This window comes from Enterovibrio litoreus (genome assembly GCF_045679545.1).
GTDB lineage: Bacteria > Pseudomonadota > Gammaproteobacteria > Enterobacterales > Vibrionaceae > Enterovibrio.
Genome location: NZ_CP166194.1, coordinates 183533 through 200325 on the forward strand (window position 1 = coordinate 183533; position 16793 = coordinate 200325).

13 protein-coding genes are annotated in these 16793 nt (G+C 50.1%); 3 read left to right on the top strand and 10 right to left on the bottom strand.

The window, feature by feature from the left end:
- Window positions 1-11 precede the first annotated feature (11 nt).
- The 8 genes from panF to AB8599_RS00900 all read right to left on the bottom strand — a co-directional run bounded on the left by panF (window position 12) and on the right by AB8599_RS00900 (window position 9215).
- Window positions 12-1466 carry a sodium/pantothenate symporter gene (gene panF / locus AB8599_RS00865; RefSeq protein WP_407331948.1) on the bottom strand — a complete coding sequence of 485 codons (1455 nt, stop codon included), beginning with the start codon at window positions 1464-1466 and terminating at the stop codon, window positions 12-14.
- A complete protein-coding gene (locus AB8599_RS00870; protein ID WP_407331949.1) occupies window positions 1459-1740 on the bottom strand; it encodes a YhdT family protein in 282 nt (93 codons plus the stop codon). The genes panF and AB8599_RS00870 overlap by 8 nt, the downstream gene beginning before the upstream one ends.
- A gap of 177 nt (window positions 1741-1917) precedes the next feature.
- A complete protein-coding gene (gene accC / locus AB8599_RS00875) occupies window positions 1918-3264 on the bottom strand; it encodes an acetyl-CoA carboxylase biotin carboxylase subunit (RefSeq protein WP_407331950.1) in 1347 nt (448 codons plus the stop codon).
- A 12-nt stretch (window positions 3265-3276) separates the two neighbouring features.
- Complete coding sequence (gene accB, locus AB8599_RS00880; protein ID WP_407331951.1) at window positions 3277-3741, bottom strand: acetyl-CoA carboxylase biotin carboxyl carrier protein; 465 nt, start codon at window positions 3739-3741, stop codon at window positions 3277-3279.
- Window positions 3742-3768: 27 nt separating this feature from the next.
- Complete coding sequence (gene aroQ, locus AB8599_RS00885; protein ID WP_407331952.1) at window positions 3769-4224, bottom strand: type II 3-dehydroquinate dehydratase; 456 nt, start codon at window positions 4222-4224, stop codon at window positions 3769-3771.
- 378 nt (window positions 4225-4602) lie between these two features.
- Window positions 4603-6552 (bottom strand): acetate--CoA ligase, encoded by a 1950-nt coding sequence (gene acs / locus AB8599_RS00890; protein ID WP_407331953.1) that lies wholly within the window; start codon window positions 6550-6552, stop codon window positions 4603-4605.
- Window positions 6553-6782: 230 nt separating this feature from the next.
- On the bottom strand, window positions 6783-7406 hold the full coding sequence (locus tag AB8599_RS00895; RefSeq protein WP_407331954.1) for a 3'-5' exonuclease: 624 nt from the start codon (window positions 7404-7406) through the stop codon (window positions 6783-6785).
- Between the two features lie 3 nt (window positions 7407-7409).
- Window positions 7410-9215 (bottom strand): DUF294 nucleotidyltransferase-like domain-containing protein, encoded by a 1806-nt coding sequence (locus tag AB8599_RS00900; protein ID WP_407331955.1) that lies wholly within the window; start codon window positions 9213-9215, stop codon window positions 7410-7412.
- A gap of 189 nt (window positions 9216-9404) precedes the next feature.
- Between AB8599_RS00900 and AB8599_RS00905 the strand changes: the two genes are divergently transcribed.
- The 3 genes from AB8599_RS00905 (at window position 9405) to AB8599_RS00915 (ending at window position 14359) form a co-directional block, all read left to right on the top strand.
- Window positions 9405-10580: a 3-phenylpropionate MFS transporter gene (locus AB8599_RS00905; RefSeq protein ID WP_407331956.1), complete on the top strand. Its 1176-nt coding sequence runs from the start codon at window positions 9405-9407 to the stop codon at window positions 10578-10580.
- A gap of 106 nt (window positions 10581-10686) precedes the next feature.
- On the top strand, window positions 10687-14139 hold the full coding sequence (locus AB8599_RS00910) for a PAS-domain containing protein (protein ID WP_407331957.1): 3453 nt from the start codon (window positions 10687-10689) through the stop codon (window positions 14137-14139).
- 1 nt (window position 14140) lies between these two features.
- Window positions 14141-14359, top strand: coding sequence for a hypothetical protein (locus tag AB8599_RS00915; RefSeq protein WP_407331958.1), 219 nt, complete (start codon window positions 14141-14143; stop codon window positions 14357-14359).
- 52 nt (window positions 14360-14411) lie between these two features.
- Here the strand turns inward: AB8599_RS00915 and AB8599_RS00920 are convergent, their stop codons facing one another.
- Both AB8599_RS00920 and AB8599_RS00925 read right to left on the bottom strand, forming a co-directional pair.
- On the bottom strand, window positions 14412-14900 hold the full coding sequence (locus tag AB8599_RS00920) for a hypothetical protein (RefSeq protein WP_407331959.1): 489 nt from the start codon (window positions 14898-14900) through the stop codon (window positions 14412-14414).
- Window positions 14901-15057: 157 nt separating this feature from the next.
- A complete protein-coding gene (locus AB8599_RS00925) occupies window positions 15058-16785 on the bottom strand; it encodes a sodium:solute symporter family protein (protein ID WP_407331960.1) in 1728 nt (575 codons plus the stop codon).
- Between the last annotated feature and the right edge of the window lie 8 nt (window positions 16786-16793).

Genomic DNA, 16793 nt, shown 5'->3' on the forward strand with positions numbered 1-16793 from the left:
AGAGGGGGATATCAGGCGATAGCGGGCTTGATGCGCGGATACTGCCATAAGCTAACCAGCACGAAGGCGATGAGGCTAACGGTTAAGGCAGGTACGATAGCGTGAACGCCAGCTATGTCCGGTTTAAAGGTGGAAAGCGCGGCGTAACTGCTAAGCCCAGTAATCATTGAAGCTAATGCACCACCTGCCGTCGCTTTTTTCCAGTAAAGTCCAAGCACGAGTGGCCACAGAAATACCGCCTGCATGCCGCCAAAAGCCAGCAAGTTGAGCCAGATAATCATATCGGGCGGATTGGTGGCTGCGACAAACACCAACAGCGAGAATATACCCGTCACCCAAAGAGACAGTGTCGGCAACTTGCTTTCTGTCTCTGGCGCATCAGCCGCCTTGGGGTTGATGTAGTTGAGGTATAAATCTTTCAGCAAAGTTGCTGATGCTTGGATCAGCTGGGAATCAATGGTCGACATAATCGCCGCCATGGGACCGGCAAGGAACACACCTGCGACCACAGGCGGTAAGACGGTCATCATCAGGGTTGGCATGATCTGATCAGGATTGGCGATATCGGGCACAATGGCACGTCCAAGTGCGCCAGCCAAATGCATTCCTAGCATCAAAAACGCCACCATCGCCGTACTGATCATCATCCCTTTGTGTAATGACGAGCTGGACTTGTAAGACATACAGCGCACGGCAGCGTGAGGGAGACCGATCACCCCAAAGCAAACCAGTACCCAAAAACTCAGCATGAAGGGTTCAGTGAGAAACGCATCTGGTCCATAAGGCGTCACTAGCGCAGGGTCAATGGTATGAAGTTCGGTGATCATTTCACCCAAACTGCCGCCTGCATGGATAATGCCTACCAGCAGGGCGATGGTGCCGATGATCATCATCACCCCTTGGACTGTGTCTGTCATCACTACCGCGCGGAAACCACCAATGGTGGTGTATAGGCCGACGGTAAAGGCAAACAGCATTAATCCATGGGTGTATGAAAGTCCTGTGACAGTTTGCAGGAGACGAGCGCCACCCACAAACTGCACTACCATAGTGCCAAAAAATGCCAGCAACAGCGCGAGAGAAGCGAAGATCACCACGGCGCGGTTTTGATAGCGAGCATAGAGCATGTCATTGAGGGTTAGGGCATTATGGCGGCGCGACTCGATGGCAAATTTTTTACCAAGCACGCCAAGTGTCAGCCAAGCGGCGGGCAGCTGGATCATGGCGAGTAACACCCAACCTAGCCCCATTTTATAAGCAGCGCCGGGACCGCCGATAAAAGAGCTGGCGCTCGCGTAGGTGGCCGCGAGCGTCATAGCGAGCACGAAGCCCCCCATGCTGCGGTTGCCCAGCAGGTATTCATTGAGAAAGCCCTTGCTCTGTTCACCCTTCTTTCGCGAGTAGATAGCCAATGCGAATACTGCAATCAGGTACAGTGCCATGGGAATAATAAGCTGATTATTCATGGGAACTATCCTGCTCGATGTCGAGTGACATATCTTTAAACAAGCACTTCACCATGGCCGCACACAAGAGCGTAAACAGTACAGGGCCGACGACACACGCCATCAAGAACCACAGTGGCAAGCCAAAATAGAGTGTTGGGGGAGCCAGTTCAATACCTTCTGGGGCAAGACCATAGGCAAACCCGTACCACCATAGGAAATAGGCAACAGCAAGTCCGATGGACCACTTTGCTTCTTTATGCGCTTGGCGGTAGCGGCTGCTAAGTGTCTTCATTAGAAGCCTCCGAAACAGAACAAGGTGTCTGTTTGTAATCATACAGTGTGTTGAGAAGGCGCGTATTGTGGCAAAAGAGGGGGGAATGTGACAGCAATTGCAGTGTGTTGATGAGGTAAAGAAAAGAAAAAAGGCTGCGAAAGTCGCAGCCTTTTACAGAAAACTAAACGGGGATGATTACTTGTGTATACCCAGTTTCTTTTCCAGATAGTGGATATTCGCGCCACCGTGCTGGAAGTTTTCGTCTTTCATGATTTCTAGCTGAAGCGGGATGTTGGTTTTGATGCCGTCGATGATTGTTTCACTCAGCGCATTACGCATACGAGCAATTGCCACGTCGCGGTTTTCACCAAAACAAATCAGCTTACCGATCATTGAATCGTAGTGAGGCGGCACGGTATAGCCTGAGTAGACGTGCGATTCCCAACGAACACCCATACCACCTGGCGCATGAAAGCGTGTGATTTTACCAGGGCTAGGCAAGAAGCGAACTGGGTCTTCCGCATTGATACGACATTCAATGGCATGGCCACGGATCACGATATCATCTTGCGTGAATGACAATGGCTGACCCGCTGCAATGCGCAGTTGTTCTTTGATAAGGTCAACGCCAGTTACCATTTCTGTCACTGGGTGCTCTACCTGAATACGGGTGTTCATTTCGATGAAATAGAACTCGCCGTTTTCGTACAAGAATTCAAACGTACCTGCACCGCGGTAACCGATCTCAATACACGCGCGGCAACAACGCTCACCAATGTATCGGCGCATTTCTGCGGTGATACCGGGTGCTGGTGCCTCTTCAACGACTTTTTGGTGACGACGCTGCATTGAACAGTCACGCTCACCAAGGTGAATGGCGCCACCTTGACCGTCCGCCAAAACTTGCACTTCAATATGACGTGGGTTTTCGAGAAATTTCTCCATGTAAACCACATCGTTATTGAACGCCGCTTTTGCTTCCGCGCGGGTCATGGCGATGGACTCAGTGAGTTCCGTCTCTGAGCGAACCACTCGCATACCACGACCACCACCACCACCAGAGGCCTTGATGATCACAGGGTAACCAATACGTTTAGCAAAGGCTTTGTTTTTCGCTTCGTCGTTGTCCAATGGGCCATCTGAACCCGGTACGCACGGAACGCCCGCTTTTTTCATCGCATTGATTGCGGCAACTTTGTCACCCATGATGCGAATGGTCTCTGCGCGAGGGCCAACGAAGATAAAGCCAGATTGCTCTACTTGTTCAGCGAAATCTGCATTTTCAGACAGAAAACCGTAGCCAGGGTGAATAGCCACGGCGCCTGTGACTTCCGCCGCACTAATAATGCGAGGAATATTCAGGTAACTTTCAACGCTTGATGCCGGACCAATACAAATGGACTCGTCTGCCAGCAACACATGCTTCAGATCGCGGTCAGCAGTAGAGTGAACAGCAACGGTTTTGATGCCAAGTTCTTTACATGCGCGCAGAATACGGAGCGCGATCTCACCGCGGTTAGCGATGACAATTTTATCTAACATAACTGTCCTCGATTACTCGATGATGATCAGTGGCTCATCAAACTCAACGATTTGACCGTCTACGCACAGAATCGCTTTTACCACACCTGCTTTGTCAGATTGGATCTGGTTCATCATTTTCATCGCTTCAACAATGCACAGCGTGTCACCCACGTTTACAGACTGGCCAACTTCAACGAATGATGGTGCTTCTGGGCTTGGTGAACGGTAGAAAGTCCCCACCATTGGTGACAGCACTTTATGGCCCGATTCAACAGGTGCAGCTGGTGCTTCTGTGGCTGGAGCTGCAGCAACAGGCGCTGGAGCCGCAGTTGAAGCTGGAGCGGCAACAGGTGCAGCATACATTTGTGTCGGTTGAGCAGAAGCAGGAACCGCACGGCTGATGCGTACTGATTCTTCACCCTCAGAAATTTCCAGCTCAGCGATACCTGATTCTTCAACCAGCTCGATCAGTTTTTTGATTTTACGAATATCCATGTTGTCTAATCTCTTCAAATTTGTTGTTCAGTTGGCGTCTGACTGCAGGCGGCGTGCCGCTGCCTTCAGTGCAAATTCGTATCCGTCTGCGCCTAAGCCACAAATCACACCTTCTGCTTTATCAGAAAAATAGGAGTGGTGGCGAAAAGGTTCGCGTGCGTGGACGTTGGACAGGTGCACCTCAATGAATGGGATACCCACTGCAAGAATGGCATCGCGAAGCGCCACGCTTGTATGTGTAAAAGCAGCAGGGTTGATAATGATAAAATCAACGTTTCCCATGGCTTGATGAATTCTCTCAATCAATGCGTATTCGGCGTTTGATTGAAGGTGATCAAGTTGGAGGTTGAGTTGTGCAGCAAGCGAAGTTAGATCGGCGACAATTTGATCTAACGTTTTCTGTCCATAGTGTCCTGGCTCCCTAACACCCAGCATATTGAGGTTGGGTCCATTAAGTAGTAAAACTTTGCGATTTGTCGTCATATTGATCGCTTTGTTCCTGTTCTTGTGGCGAAAAGACCGTAACTTCTGCTTTTCAATATCGTGTAGTACGAGAGCCAACAAATGGTACTCCGACCATCTGTTAATTGCCAATTATAGAGAAATCACAGCAAATGGCAGCAAAATACTGGTCTAATCAGACATATTAAGACATTCAGCGTTATAGATTACGGGTTTATGACAGGCATTAAGATGTGATAGTTCACGATTTAACCACTTCTGAAATAAAAAGTGTTATCTCGCTCCCATGAAATGATGTGCAACACGTTGATATTTGTGAGGGTGAATAGTGGTTTTATGTTTAAAACAGAGGGAATAAAAAAGGCCGCATTGCGGCCTTTTCATCGACTTAAGTGAACATTAAACCACGCTAGACTTCTCAGCGATCAATTTATCAACCACACCCGGATCGGCCAGTGTAGAGGTATCACCCAGCGTTCCTGTATCACCGGTAGCAATCTTGCGCAGGATGCGGCGCATGATTTTACCCGAGCGGGTTTTAGGTAACGCATCTGTCCAATGGATGAAATCAGGCGTGGCGATAGGACCAATTTCCTTACGTACCCAGTTTTTCACTTCTTTGGTTAGTTCGGCACTTGGTACTTCACTCGCGTTCAGCGTGATGTACGCGTAGATTGCCTGACCTTTAATATCATGCGGTACACCGACGATCGCGGCTTCGGCAATTTTGTCGAATGCGACGAGCGCAGATTCGATTTCCGCCGTACCCATGCGGTGACCCGACACGTTTAATACGTCATCGACACGACCTGTGATCCAGTAGTAACCATCTTCATCACGACGTGCACCATCGCCTGTAAAGTACATACCTTTAAAGGTCGAGAAGTAGGTTTGCTCGAAACGCTCATGGTCGCCAAATACAGTACGCATTTGGCCTGGCCATGAATCTAACATCACCAAGTTGCCTTCGGTTGCGCCTTCAACGATGTTGCCCATGTTATCGACCAACGCAGGTTGCACACCGAAGAATGGACGAGTTGCAGATCCTGGTTTCAAGGCCGTTGCGCCTGGCAGTGGGGAAATCAAAATGCCGCCAGTTTCAGTCTGCCACCAAGTATCAACGATCGGGCATTTGCTGTCGCCGATGGTTTTGTAATACCACTCCCACGCTTCTGGGTTAATCGGCTCACCCACTGATCCCATGATACGCAGTGAGTCACGCTTGGTGCCTTCAACAGCTTCGTTGCCTTTCGCCATCAGTGCGCGAATTGCGGTCGGAGCAGTATATAGAATATTAACCTGATGTTTATCAACCACTTCACTCATGCGAGCGGTCGATGGGTAGTTAGGAACACCTTCGAAAAGAATGGTTTTTGCGCCGTTTGCTAGCGGTCCGTAGACCAAGTAGCTGTGACCGGTGATCCAGCCAACATCTGCCGTACACCAGAAGACTTCACCTTCTTGGTAATCAAAGACATATTTGAATGTCATGGTGGCATAAACCAAGTAGCCCCCCGTGGTGTGAAGAACACCTTTTGGCGTGCCTGTTGAACCTGACGTGTAAAGAATAAACAGCGGATCTTCCGCACTCATCTCTTCTGGTTCACAGTTGTCTGATACCACAGCGGTGGCTTCGTGCCACCATACGTCGCGGTCAGAATGCCATTCCACGTTGTTGCCTGTACGCTGATAAACCACCACTTTCTCAACGCAGGTTACTGCAGGGTTAGCCAGTGCAGCATCGACGTTTTGTTTCAGAGGGACTGCACGCCCACCACGAACACCTTCGTCGGCGGTGATCACGACTTTTGCGTTTGAATCGACAATACGGCCAGCCAGTGCTTCTGGAGAGAAGCCGCCGAATACGATGGTGTGAACGGCGCCGATACGGGTACAAGCCAGCATAGCAATAGCCGCTTCAAGCACCATTGGCATGTAAAGGCACACGACATCGCCTTTGCGAACGCCTTGGCCTTTCAATGCATTAGAGAACTTACACACTTCGGTGTGAAGCTCTTTGTATGTCAGTGTTTTGTCTTCGGTTGGGTCATCACCTTCCCAAATCAGGGCGACTTGATCGCCTTTGGATTCAAGGTGACGGTCAATACAGTTAGCAGAAACGTTGAGTGTGCCATCTTCAAACCATTTGATATCGACATGGCCCGTATCAAAAGAAGTGTGTTTCACCTTGGTGAAAGGCTTGATCCAGTCAACGATTTTGCCGTGTTCGCGCCAGAATCCTTCAGGGTTAACAACGGACTGCTGGTACATTTCGCGGTAGCCATCGTTGTTTACGTGCGCGTTTGCTTCAATCTCCGGCATGACCGGGTGCAGGTGAACCTCACTCATTATTTTTCTCCTTGTGTTCCTGCGTGATGCCTTCTGGCATCCTGATTTGTCGACCGCGTTATATAAGAATAGGGTACGGTATTGCGGTCTTGTTACATTAAGGTCGGTCAGATGAGGGTTCTCGACAATTAGACTTTAGGATGACGCGTGTGTTTTCTCAGAGATTTGTGAGCTTGCGAGCCTCACAGTGAGGCATTGATCTCACTTAAATGCGTCTAGTTGCGTGAGGTTCAAGTTGATCTGGGCATTGGTACATCGCCGTACTTTAAACGCACGTATATCAAGGCGGCACTGACTGCATCATCAAGTGCATCATGTCGTCCATACAATGGTAGGTCGAGATGGTGTCCTATCGCCTCCATACTCAAATCGTAGTAGGCGTTGGGAAGAATGTGTTCGAGCTTTTTGCGGTAGATATCACTCACCTCAATCGTGGTATTTGGCAGCTTGAAGCCCAAGAGCCTTTTGGCATACCGATCAAGGATCGCTTTATCGTACTGAATGTAATAGCCGACGATGGGGCGATTGCCAATGAAATCGATGAGACGCTGCATGGCGTCTTTTTCCGATAATCCGTCGTTTAAATCCTGATGACGAATGCCGTGAATTTTAACGGATTGCGCGTTGAGCGAGGATGGCGCGCGCAGTGAGAGCGTGAGTGGGTCGCTAGTGATTATCATGTTGCCGCGAATTTTAGTGGCAGCAATGGTCACAAGCTCCGCTTTGTGCGGGTCGAGGCTGGTGGTCTCACAATCAAGGGATACCACTTCTTCATCCGTCGGAGCGGCAAATAGATGCGCGTAAGGCGTGTTTCGCCATTGGTAGCGGTGCCAGTATCTCGACAGCAGGTTCATATGTCAGTCTCTGACCTGGTAATGCGTCGCGAGTCGTTCTTTGAATTTTTTGACCACGCTTAGGCAATCGCGCAGCAAGTCTCGCTCAGTACGTGGTATTCGTGTCACATCCAGTTGATTGCCTACCGTGGCCGCTTCCTTGTCGAGTTGCTGTCGTAATCGGGTTTTGACAAACAGCTTCAGCGCTTCGGCGAGATTGTTGGCGTTTTCCTGATCCATGGCATGGCATTTCACTAATGCATTGAGGCGATCGAAGGTGTTAGTTTCGGTGAGTCCATGTTCGAGTGCCAAAGTGCGCACGCCATGAACCAGCGGAAATATCCCACCTTTTTTAACATCCAACCCTTCTTTGTCGGTTTTAAGGCCACCAAATAAAGTTAATGGCACGCGAAAGGCGAGACAAGGACGCACAAAGGTATTCAGAGCCAGCATGTTGCCTTTCAAGGTGTCACGCAATCTCGCTGAGACAGGATCAAGCAAGGCTTTGTTGCCCGCGACGGCATGGCTATCTGCGATGATGGCCAAGTCCATTAAACTGCCTTCATCGGATATCTGACACAGGGATAGGATATCTTTTTGCCATTCAGTTTGCGTTTTGACCCAGCGGGGGTTGTTTACCATGACATTGCCCGGGCAGGGTGGGTAACCAAGCCGGCTGAGCACTTCGCTAAATCGCCCCATGTAATGCTGAACATCCGGCCAATCTGCATCGTCGGCAAGCACTAAGCCATTGTCTTGATCTGTCTTGAGCACTTGTTCGCCGCGACCTTCTGAGCCCATGACAAACAGGCAGCATTTATCATAGAAAGCTTCTGGCATGGTAAGGCGAAACGCTTTTTCAATGATTTGTTCGTTGACTGCAGAGATAAGCTCCATCACAAACTGGGTGTGGATACCGTTGTTGGTCAGCGTTTCAACCAACTGCTGCTGATTGTTGGCTGCAAGCGCCAATTCTTCGATGGTATGGGCGCGGTTGATTTGCAGTGAGAGTACGTGAGAATGAGTTGAAAACAAGCTTAACACCTGTGTCATGTCGAGCATGCCCACTGTCTCGCCATTCTCTGTCACTCTAACGCGCTTGACCCGATCGCGTGTCATTAAAATCATGACATTAAAAAGGAAATCACCCACTTCGACGCTGATAACAGGTGCCGTTGCTACCTCTCCAATAGGGTGCAACTGCGAGCAGCTATCTTCGACCAATGCATGAAGTAAGTTAGTGCGCGTAATAATACCCACATCGTGCGATTTTCCTTTCATTGCCACCAATGCACAGTCTTGGCGTTGCTTGTGCATGAGTCGCGTGGCGTCATGAATGGAGGTATCGTGATCGAGGGTTAAGATGGGCTGGATATTACTTTCATCCACCTGCGTCAGGATAAATTCAGCAAGATTTTGCTGCTGTTGAGCTTTTTCTAGCAGGCGCTTTCGTTGACTGAAGCTGGTATTGAAATAATCGGCGAAAGCTTGGTTTTCTTCGTATAGAGCAACAAAAACCGCTTTGGGCAAGACGTAACACAGCGTGTCTTCCACTGCGCGATAGCAGTGATGGGAATAGCCCAGTAACAAGGCGCGGGCGTCGAACAAGTCATCTTTGATGTATTGTGCCTGTATCTCTTTGGTCTCAGGGTTCACTTCCTGCACTCGCCCTTTGATCACTATGTTCAGCGCACTGTTTTTGTCGCCAATATCAATCAGGGTGTCACCACGGCGGTAGTACGCCACATCGAGTGCTGAAAGCAGATGCTTGGCCTGTTTAACATTCAAGCGATCAAACGGCGGAGAGTTGGTATCAAATGGTTCTGGCATGGCAACTCCTTTGCATAGGAAAGACGGCACGCGATGTATATCTCAGTGTGTCTCACCACCCGTGCGCTTGCCAGCCGACTTTAGTCTATGCGGCTTCGTCACATTTCTGAGGTTACTCGGGTATATCAGTTTTTTTGCTTCGCTGTCAGAATAGCCACTCTTTGAACCTTGGTAGAAGGATCCGCCAGTTTGAAACTTCATCGTCCCTCGCCATTCCATTGGCTTTCTATTTATTACGGGACTTTTTTCTTCGCCTTCGGCGTGTATCTGCCTTTTTGGTCAGTATGGCTTGCTTGGTTAGGGCTATCCCCAGATGAGATTGGGATAGTGCTCGGTGCGGGGATCATGACCCGTTTCGTGGTGAACCTAACAGTGACGCCACGCTTTCATTTGCCGGAACACTTGCTCCCTGCTGCACGCTGGGTGGCTTTTTTAGGTGCGACGGTGGGTTTTCTCCACCTTATCGCCACACCGAACTTGCTTTGGTTGACGGTGCTTTCTGTGCTGATTAACAGTGTGATAGGGCCTGCGGTTCCTGTGTCTGATGCGTTGGCAAATCACTATCATCGTCGCCAGCTGGTGGATTATGGCAAAGCACGGCTGTGGGGTTCCTTGGCCTTTGTTGTAGGCTCAATGACTACGGGTAGCATGGTCGACACGTTTGGCCCTTCGGTGATTGTGCCGATGGCCGCTGTTGCTTTGTTGATCACTTGGTGCTGGAGTTTGTTCTCGCCAAATCCGTTGCCACAAAATGAAACTCAGCAACCCTTAGGCAGGCCGCCGATTCTTCACGTGTTGAAATCACGCAGTGTGATCACTTTTTTCATCATTGTTTCGCTCATTCAAGGCAGTCACGCGACCTACTATGCGTTCAGCGCGATTCATTGGACGCAATCGGGCGTTTCGGACTTATGGGTCGGTTATCTATGGAGCTTGGGCGTCGGGGTGGAAGTGTTGATATTTGCGTTCAGCCAGCGCCTTTTCGGTGGATGGTCAGTGCAATCTCTTTTTCGTCTCGCGGCATGTGCGGTGATTCTTCGCTGGTTGCTGACGGGGTGGTCAACAGAGATGAGTGTGCTTGTTTTCGCTCAGTCTTTACATGGGATAACCTTTGGTGTCGCGCATATTGCAGCCATGCGATATATCCAGCAGCAAACAGCGGATAGGGTGATGGCGTTGCAAGCGTTATACAGTGCGCTTCCTCTGGGCGGTGTGATGGCGGTGCTCACTGTGCTTAGTGGCGAATCCTTTGGATTGTGGGGTGGCGACAGTTTTTTCATCATGGCGTTATTGGGTGTGCCTGTATTGTTTCTCTCTTTGCCTTTGGTGCAATCAAACCGCCCGGAAGCATGCAGTAAGCACTGACGCGGAAGGCAAGGAGAGGTAGCTCACGGCGATCAGGATGCACGTTGTTGCATTTCACCTGTCGTGGTAAACAAACAATTGATAACCGCATGTCATGGAAGGAATTATGTCGGCTGGATGGATTGTGGTGCCCGTGGCACTGGCCTACCTTGGGGTTTTGTTTTTAATTGCTTGGTATGGCGATAGCCGCCCACGTTGGCTGCGAGGCTGGCGGCCATGGATATATAGCCTTTCTATTGCGGTGTATTGTACCTCGTGGACCTTTTTTGGCACGGTCGGGCAGGCATCCAGTCAGCCTTGGTCATTCCTCCCTATCTATTTAGCCCCCATTTTGGTGTTCACCATTGGTTGGCGCTTCCTCGCTCGGATTATCTTGATCGCTAAGCGTGAGCACATTACGTCTATTGCAGATTTTATTGCCGCGCGTTACGGAAAATCGCAAGGTTTGGCGGTCATGGTTACCGTGATTGCCGTGCTAGGGATCTTGCCGTATATCGCGTTGCAGCTTCGCGGCATTACCATGGGTCTCGACGTGATTGCGCCAGACATCGGTAAACAAGCAGGACTAAACCAAGGACAAATTGCTTGGCTAGTGTGTATGTCTCTGGCGATGTTCACGGTACTGTTTGGTACGCGTCATATCGACTCTACTGAGCATCATAGAGGCATGATGATGGCAGTGGCGTTTGAGTCTATTGTCAAGCTGGTGGCGTTTTTGGTGGTGGGCATGTTTGCCGTGTTTATGCTGCTCGACGCGCCAGGTCCATTGCCGAGCTTGAAGGATGCCAATGTGGTAGGCGAGCCGCAGTGGGGAGCGCTATTAGTGCATACGCTGCTGACCATGGCGGCCATCATATGCTTGCCTCGTCAGTTCCACACCATGGTGGTTGAAAATGCACGTGCGCAGGATTTGCATACTGCACGTTGGGTGTTCCCGCTTTATCTACTGCTTATGGGGATGTTTGTGTTACCGCTGGCCTATGCGGGACAAATATTTTTGCCACATCTCTCGGCAGATACCCATGTGATCCAGTTACCACTGTCAACGGGCAATGAAGGCATTGCGCTGTTGGCCTTTCTGGGCGGGGCATCCGCGGCGAGTGGTATGGTGATTGTGTCGACCATTGCATTGGCGATCATGGTGTCGAACGACCTGGTGTTGCCACAGTTACTGCGCCGTATGCGGGTGTCTAACCGCAACTTTACCCAGTTTTCTGGGCTGTTGCTGAATGTGCGTCGCGCCCTGATATTTCTGCTGCTCATCGCAGCGTGGGGCTTTTATCAGCTCATTCTCGAAGTCCCTTCTCTTTCTGCTATCGGTTTCCTTTCTTTTGCCGCGATTGCCCAATTTGCACCACCATTGGTGGCGGGTATTTACTGGCGACAAGCCAATAAAAAAGGCGTGTATGCGGGATTGCTTTCTGGCTTTATCGTATGGCTGATGACGCTGATGATGCAAACGGGCATGTTAGCAGGCGATGCAAACAGCAACGTTGTGTTGTGGATGTTATCCCCGCCAGATATTCCTTTCTTCCGCTCTTTGAACCCTGTCGACTGGGGCATGGTGTTGAGCTTAATGGTTAACATGTTTTGCTTTGTTGTGGTCTCGATGGCGACTCGTCCGTCATTGAGCGAACGCCTGCAAGCAGCGAGCTTTGTCGGTACGCCGCTACCTGAGGGCGATGACTCCAGCCTGTATCAAAGCCGTGTGACAGTAGCCGAGCTCGAAATGCTAGCAGCGCGTTTTGTGGGTCGCACGCGCATGCGCCAAACGTTTCGGGCTTTTGGCGAGCAACGCGGTGAAATATTGCTGCCGCAACAGCAAGCCAGTGCGGCTTTAATTCGACATACCGAGCGTGTGCTGGCAGGCGTATTCGGTGCATCGTCTGCCAAGCTTGTCCTGACTTCGGCGCTGCAAGGGCGCAACATGCAGCTAGAAGAAATTGCCACCATTGTGGACGAAGCTTCGGAGCTGTTCGATTTCAGTCGAGGCTTGTTGCAAGGGGCGATTGAGCACATTAGTCAGGGGATTTCCGTGGTGGATAAACAGCTAAGGCTGGTGGCGTGGAATCAGCGCTATGTCGAGTTGTTTAACTTCCCGCCAGATTTGATTCAGGTAGGGAGGCCAATTGCCGATGTGGTGCGCTATAACGCCGAGCGAGGGTTATGTGGCCCCGGTGAAATTGAAGATCACGTCAAAAAACGGGTTTCTTATCTTCGCCAAGGCTCCTCGCATACTTCGTCGCGTGTTCACCCTGATGGACGTGTGATTGAAGTGCAGGGTAACCCAATGCCCGGCGGTGGGTTCGTGATGAGCTTCACCGATATCACTGCTTTCCGTGATGCAGAAGAAGCGTTGAAACAATCCAATGAAACCTTGGAAGCGCGTGTTGTAGAGCGGACGCAAGCACTGGAATCGCTCAATCGTCGTTTAATTAGCGCCACCACCAAAGCTGAGCAAGCTTCGCAATCGAAAAGCCGCTTGTTGGCGGCGGTGAGCCACGATTTGATGCAGCCGATGAACGCCGCACGCTTATTTGCATCGTCACTCAGTGAGATGGCGCAAGACAAAGACGTGCAGAAGATGTCATCGCATATTGAGAGTGCGTTGGGTGCTGCAGAAGATTTGATTGGTGACTTGCTGGATATTTCGCGGCTTGAATCTGGGAAAATGAAGGCCCAGATCGCCCATTTTGAGCTGGATGATGTGTTTTCTACTCTCGCGGCTGAGTTCGGCATGATTGCGCGTCAACAAGGCGTAGATTTTCGCGTGCAGCACACCGGCTTGTGGATCCGATCTGACCGTCGCTTGCTGCGTCGAGTATTGCAAAATTTTCTGACCAATGCCTTTCGTTATAATCCTGATGGGCGAGTTCTGCTTGGTGTGCGGCGTCAAGGTTCACAATGCCGCATTGAAGTGTGGGACAACGGCCCCGGTATACCCGACGACAGACAGCAAGATATCTTCAATGAATTCACGCGTATTGATCGTAAAGGGGCTGAGCTGGGGTTGGGGCTAGGGCTTGCCATCGCGCGCGGTATTAGTCGCATTCTCAATCAACCGCTGGGGCTGAGATCTTGGCCGGGCAAAGGGACGGTATTCTCTATCACAGCGCAATGTGACACGGCATTGCCTCAGTATTGTAACACTGGAGTTGTGGCTGAAGAATCAGTGAAAATTGCTGAGCCATTCGCTGGGGTTCGTGTGCTGTGTGTGGATAATGAGAGGGACATCCTTTCCGGTATGGAAAGCTTGTTATCCCGCTGGGGATGCCAAGTTAGCGTCGCAGAAGATCTTGATGAAGTTGTCAGTTTGTTGGAAGGCGGCTTGAGACCTGATGCCATTCTCAGTGATTATCATCTAGCACCATCATTAACGGGGTTAGATGTATTGCAACGCTGCAGGGAAATGTTGGGTGAGGGGTTTATCGGCGCGATTATTACGGCTGACCGAACCGTAGATACCCGAACTTTAATTCGCGAATTAGGCTTTAGTTATATAGCTAAACCCGTTAAGCCCTTAAAGCTAAGAGCCCTGCTTCAACAAAAAGTGAACTAACATGGAAGCATTCTCTATACCTAGGTTAGATACTGAAGTGGGCCTTATTCGCACAGAAGGGGTCTGGGATCCGCTCACTGCGGAAATGCAGATCACAGAGTTAGCGATGATGGGCACAGACGGTTGGGTTGATGTGACGTTCTGGCTGTCAGAGCAAGAACATGAGGGAAGAGTGGCAGCGGTTGTGTCTGCTGCCAAACATTACCTCGCGGGGCAATAACCTCTGATTTATCGTTAGCGTGTTAAATGCAAAGAGGCAATGCGCGCTAACGTTACTTATCTTCTGTAAATAGGGTTTTGTATTCAGCAAAAACCGCTGGGGCTTCTGCGTAATAAAGCGTGCCATCTGCTTTGACCACCAAATGAATTTCGCTTTCTTCTGTTGTTGGGGCGGGAAGATCAACGAACCATTCTTTTTTATCTTCTTTATTCACAGCCATATCTACAGGCGTAGCGCTCTTCCCTTCTTGTTGCACCAAGCTGATTTTGGCGCCTTCCAAAGGGAAGTCAGAAATCAGCTTAATGACCAGAGCATTGTCTGTGAGTTGCTCAGAGCGTAGTTTGACTTTGAAGTCGCCGTTTTCCAATGTACAGATACCACTGGTATAGCGGCAGTTTGAGCCAGGCACGAGCTTATAAGACTCTCCTTCTTTTGCCACATGTGGCTTCTCGCTGACAGCAAGATCAACACCGAAATAGGCGATGATGGCTAAGATAGGAGCAACGAGCATTGCTGCGATTATATGTTTGTTTTTTAACATAATAGGTAACGTTTTCCGCATTCATCCGTGGGCTTATGGGCTCAACATACATTAAAAAAAGCCCCATAAAGGGGCTTTTTAGCGGTAACGTGATGCTTATGCCCTTCTTTTTAGAAGCTTGTCGCTTCCTTGGCTGCTTGCAGCCGTATAAAGAAGATTAGTGTGACTGTGCATCGCCTGCGCCTGCAGGAATACGCACATGCTCCACCAAGTCTTTCACGTGTTGTGGTGTCTCTGCTGTTACACGTGATATGGCAATGGCAACAATGAAGTTAATCAGCGCGCCGATAGCACCGAATGCGTTTGGTTCGATACCAAAGAACCAGTTGCTACCCCAGTCTTGGAGGTATTTCCAGTCAGCAACAAACAAAATGCCTTTGTGCTGGAATACGTAGAACAGTGTGACACTGATGCCTGCGATCATGCCGGCTATCGCACCTTCTTTGTTGATGGTTTTTGAGAAGATACCCATCATCAGAGCAGGGAAGATAGACGAGCCTGCCAGACCGAAGGCGAGCGCCACCGTGCCGGCGGCGAACCCGGGCGGATTAAGTCCGAGGTAACCAGCAAAGGCGATGGCAAAGGCCATGGCTACCCGGCTCGCCATGAGCTCGTTCTTCTCGGATATGTTCGGCATCATGACCCCTTTCAAGAGATCATGCGACACCGCAGAGGAGATGGCCAATAGTAGACCCGCAGCCGTTGACAGTGCTGCTGCAAGACCACCCGCTGCAACCAGTGCAATTACCCAGTTAGGCAGTTTTGCGATTTCAGGGTTCGCTAGAACCATGATGTCACGGTCAACTTTTAGCTCGTTCGTTGCATCGCTTGAGGTGTAGTTGATTTTGCCGTCATTGTTCTTATCGTCAAAACCGAGTAGACCTGTTTTTTCCCAATTTTTGAACCAGTCAGGACGCTCGTCATACGCAAGGTGTTGACCTGGTGCAGGGTTCACAGTATCCATCAGATTCAGACGTGCCATTGCAGCAACAGCGGGAGCCGTGGTGTAAAGAATCGCAATGAAGAACAGCGCCCAACCCGCAGAGATACGTGCATCACGTACTTTCGGTACTGTGAAGAAACGAATGATAACGTGTGGCAAACCTGCGGTACCAATCATCAGTGACAGGGTGTAGACGAACATGTTAAGGGTGTCACCGCGTACCGATGTTGTGTATTCGCTGAAGCCGAGTTCGGTCACCACCTGATCAAGCCGATCGAGCAGATAGGTATCTGTGCCTGTCATGGTGCTGCCTAAGCCAATTTGTGGCAGGGCGTGACCAGTAAGTTGCAGCGAGATAAAGATAGCAGGAATGGTGTATGCCAGAATCAGGACACAGTACTGTGCAATCTGGGTATAGGTAATGCCTTTCATGCCGCCGAAAACAGCGTACATGAATACGATCGCCATACCGATGTAAAGACCTGTTTCGTAGTCCACTTCAAGGAAGCGACCAAACGCAACGCCTACACCTTTCATCTGACCGATAACGTAGGTAATCGAAGCAATAATCAAACAAACAACGGCCACAATACGGGCTGTGTTTGAATAGAATCGTTCACCGATAAATTCAGGCACAGTAAATTTACCAAACTTACGAAGGTAAGGTGCTAACAGAAGCGCCAGCAGAACGTAGCCGCCAGTCCACCCCATTAGGAAAACTGAACCACCGTACCCCATAAAGCCGATAAGACCAGCCATTGAAATAAATGATGCTGCTGACATCCAATCCGCAGCGGTTGCCATGCCGTTTGCAACAGGGTTAACACCACCGCCTGCAACGTAAAACTCTTTCGTTGAACCGGCTCGGGCCCAAATCGCGATGCCGATATACAGCACAAACGTGAAACCTACGACAAGGTAAGTAACGGTTTTCAAATCCATGATACGGC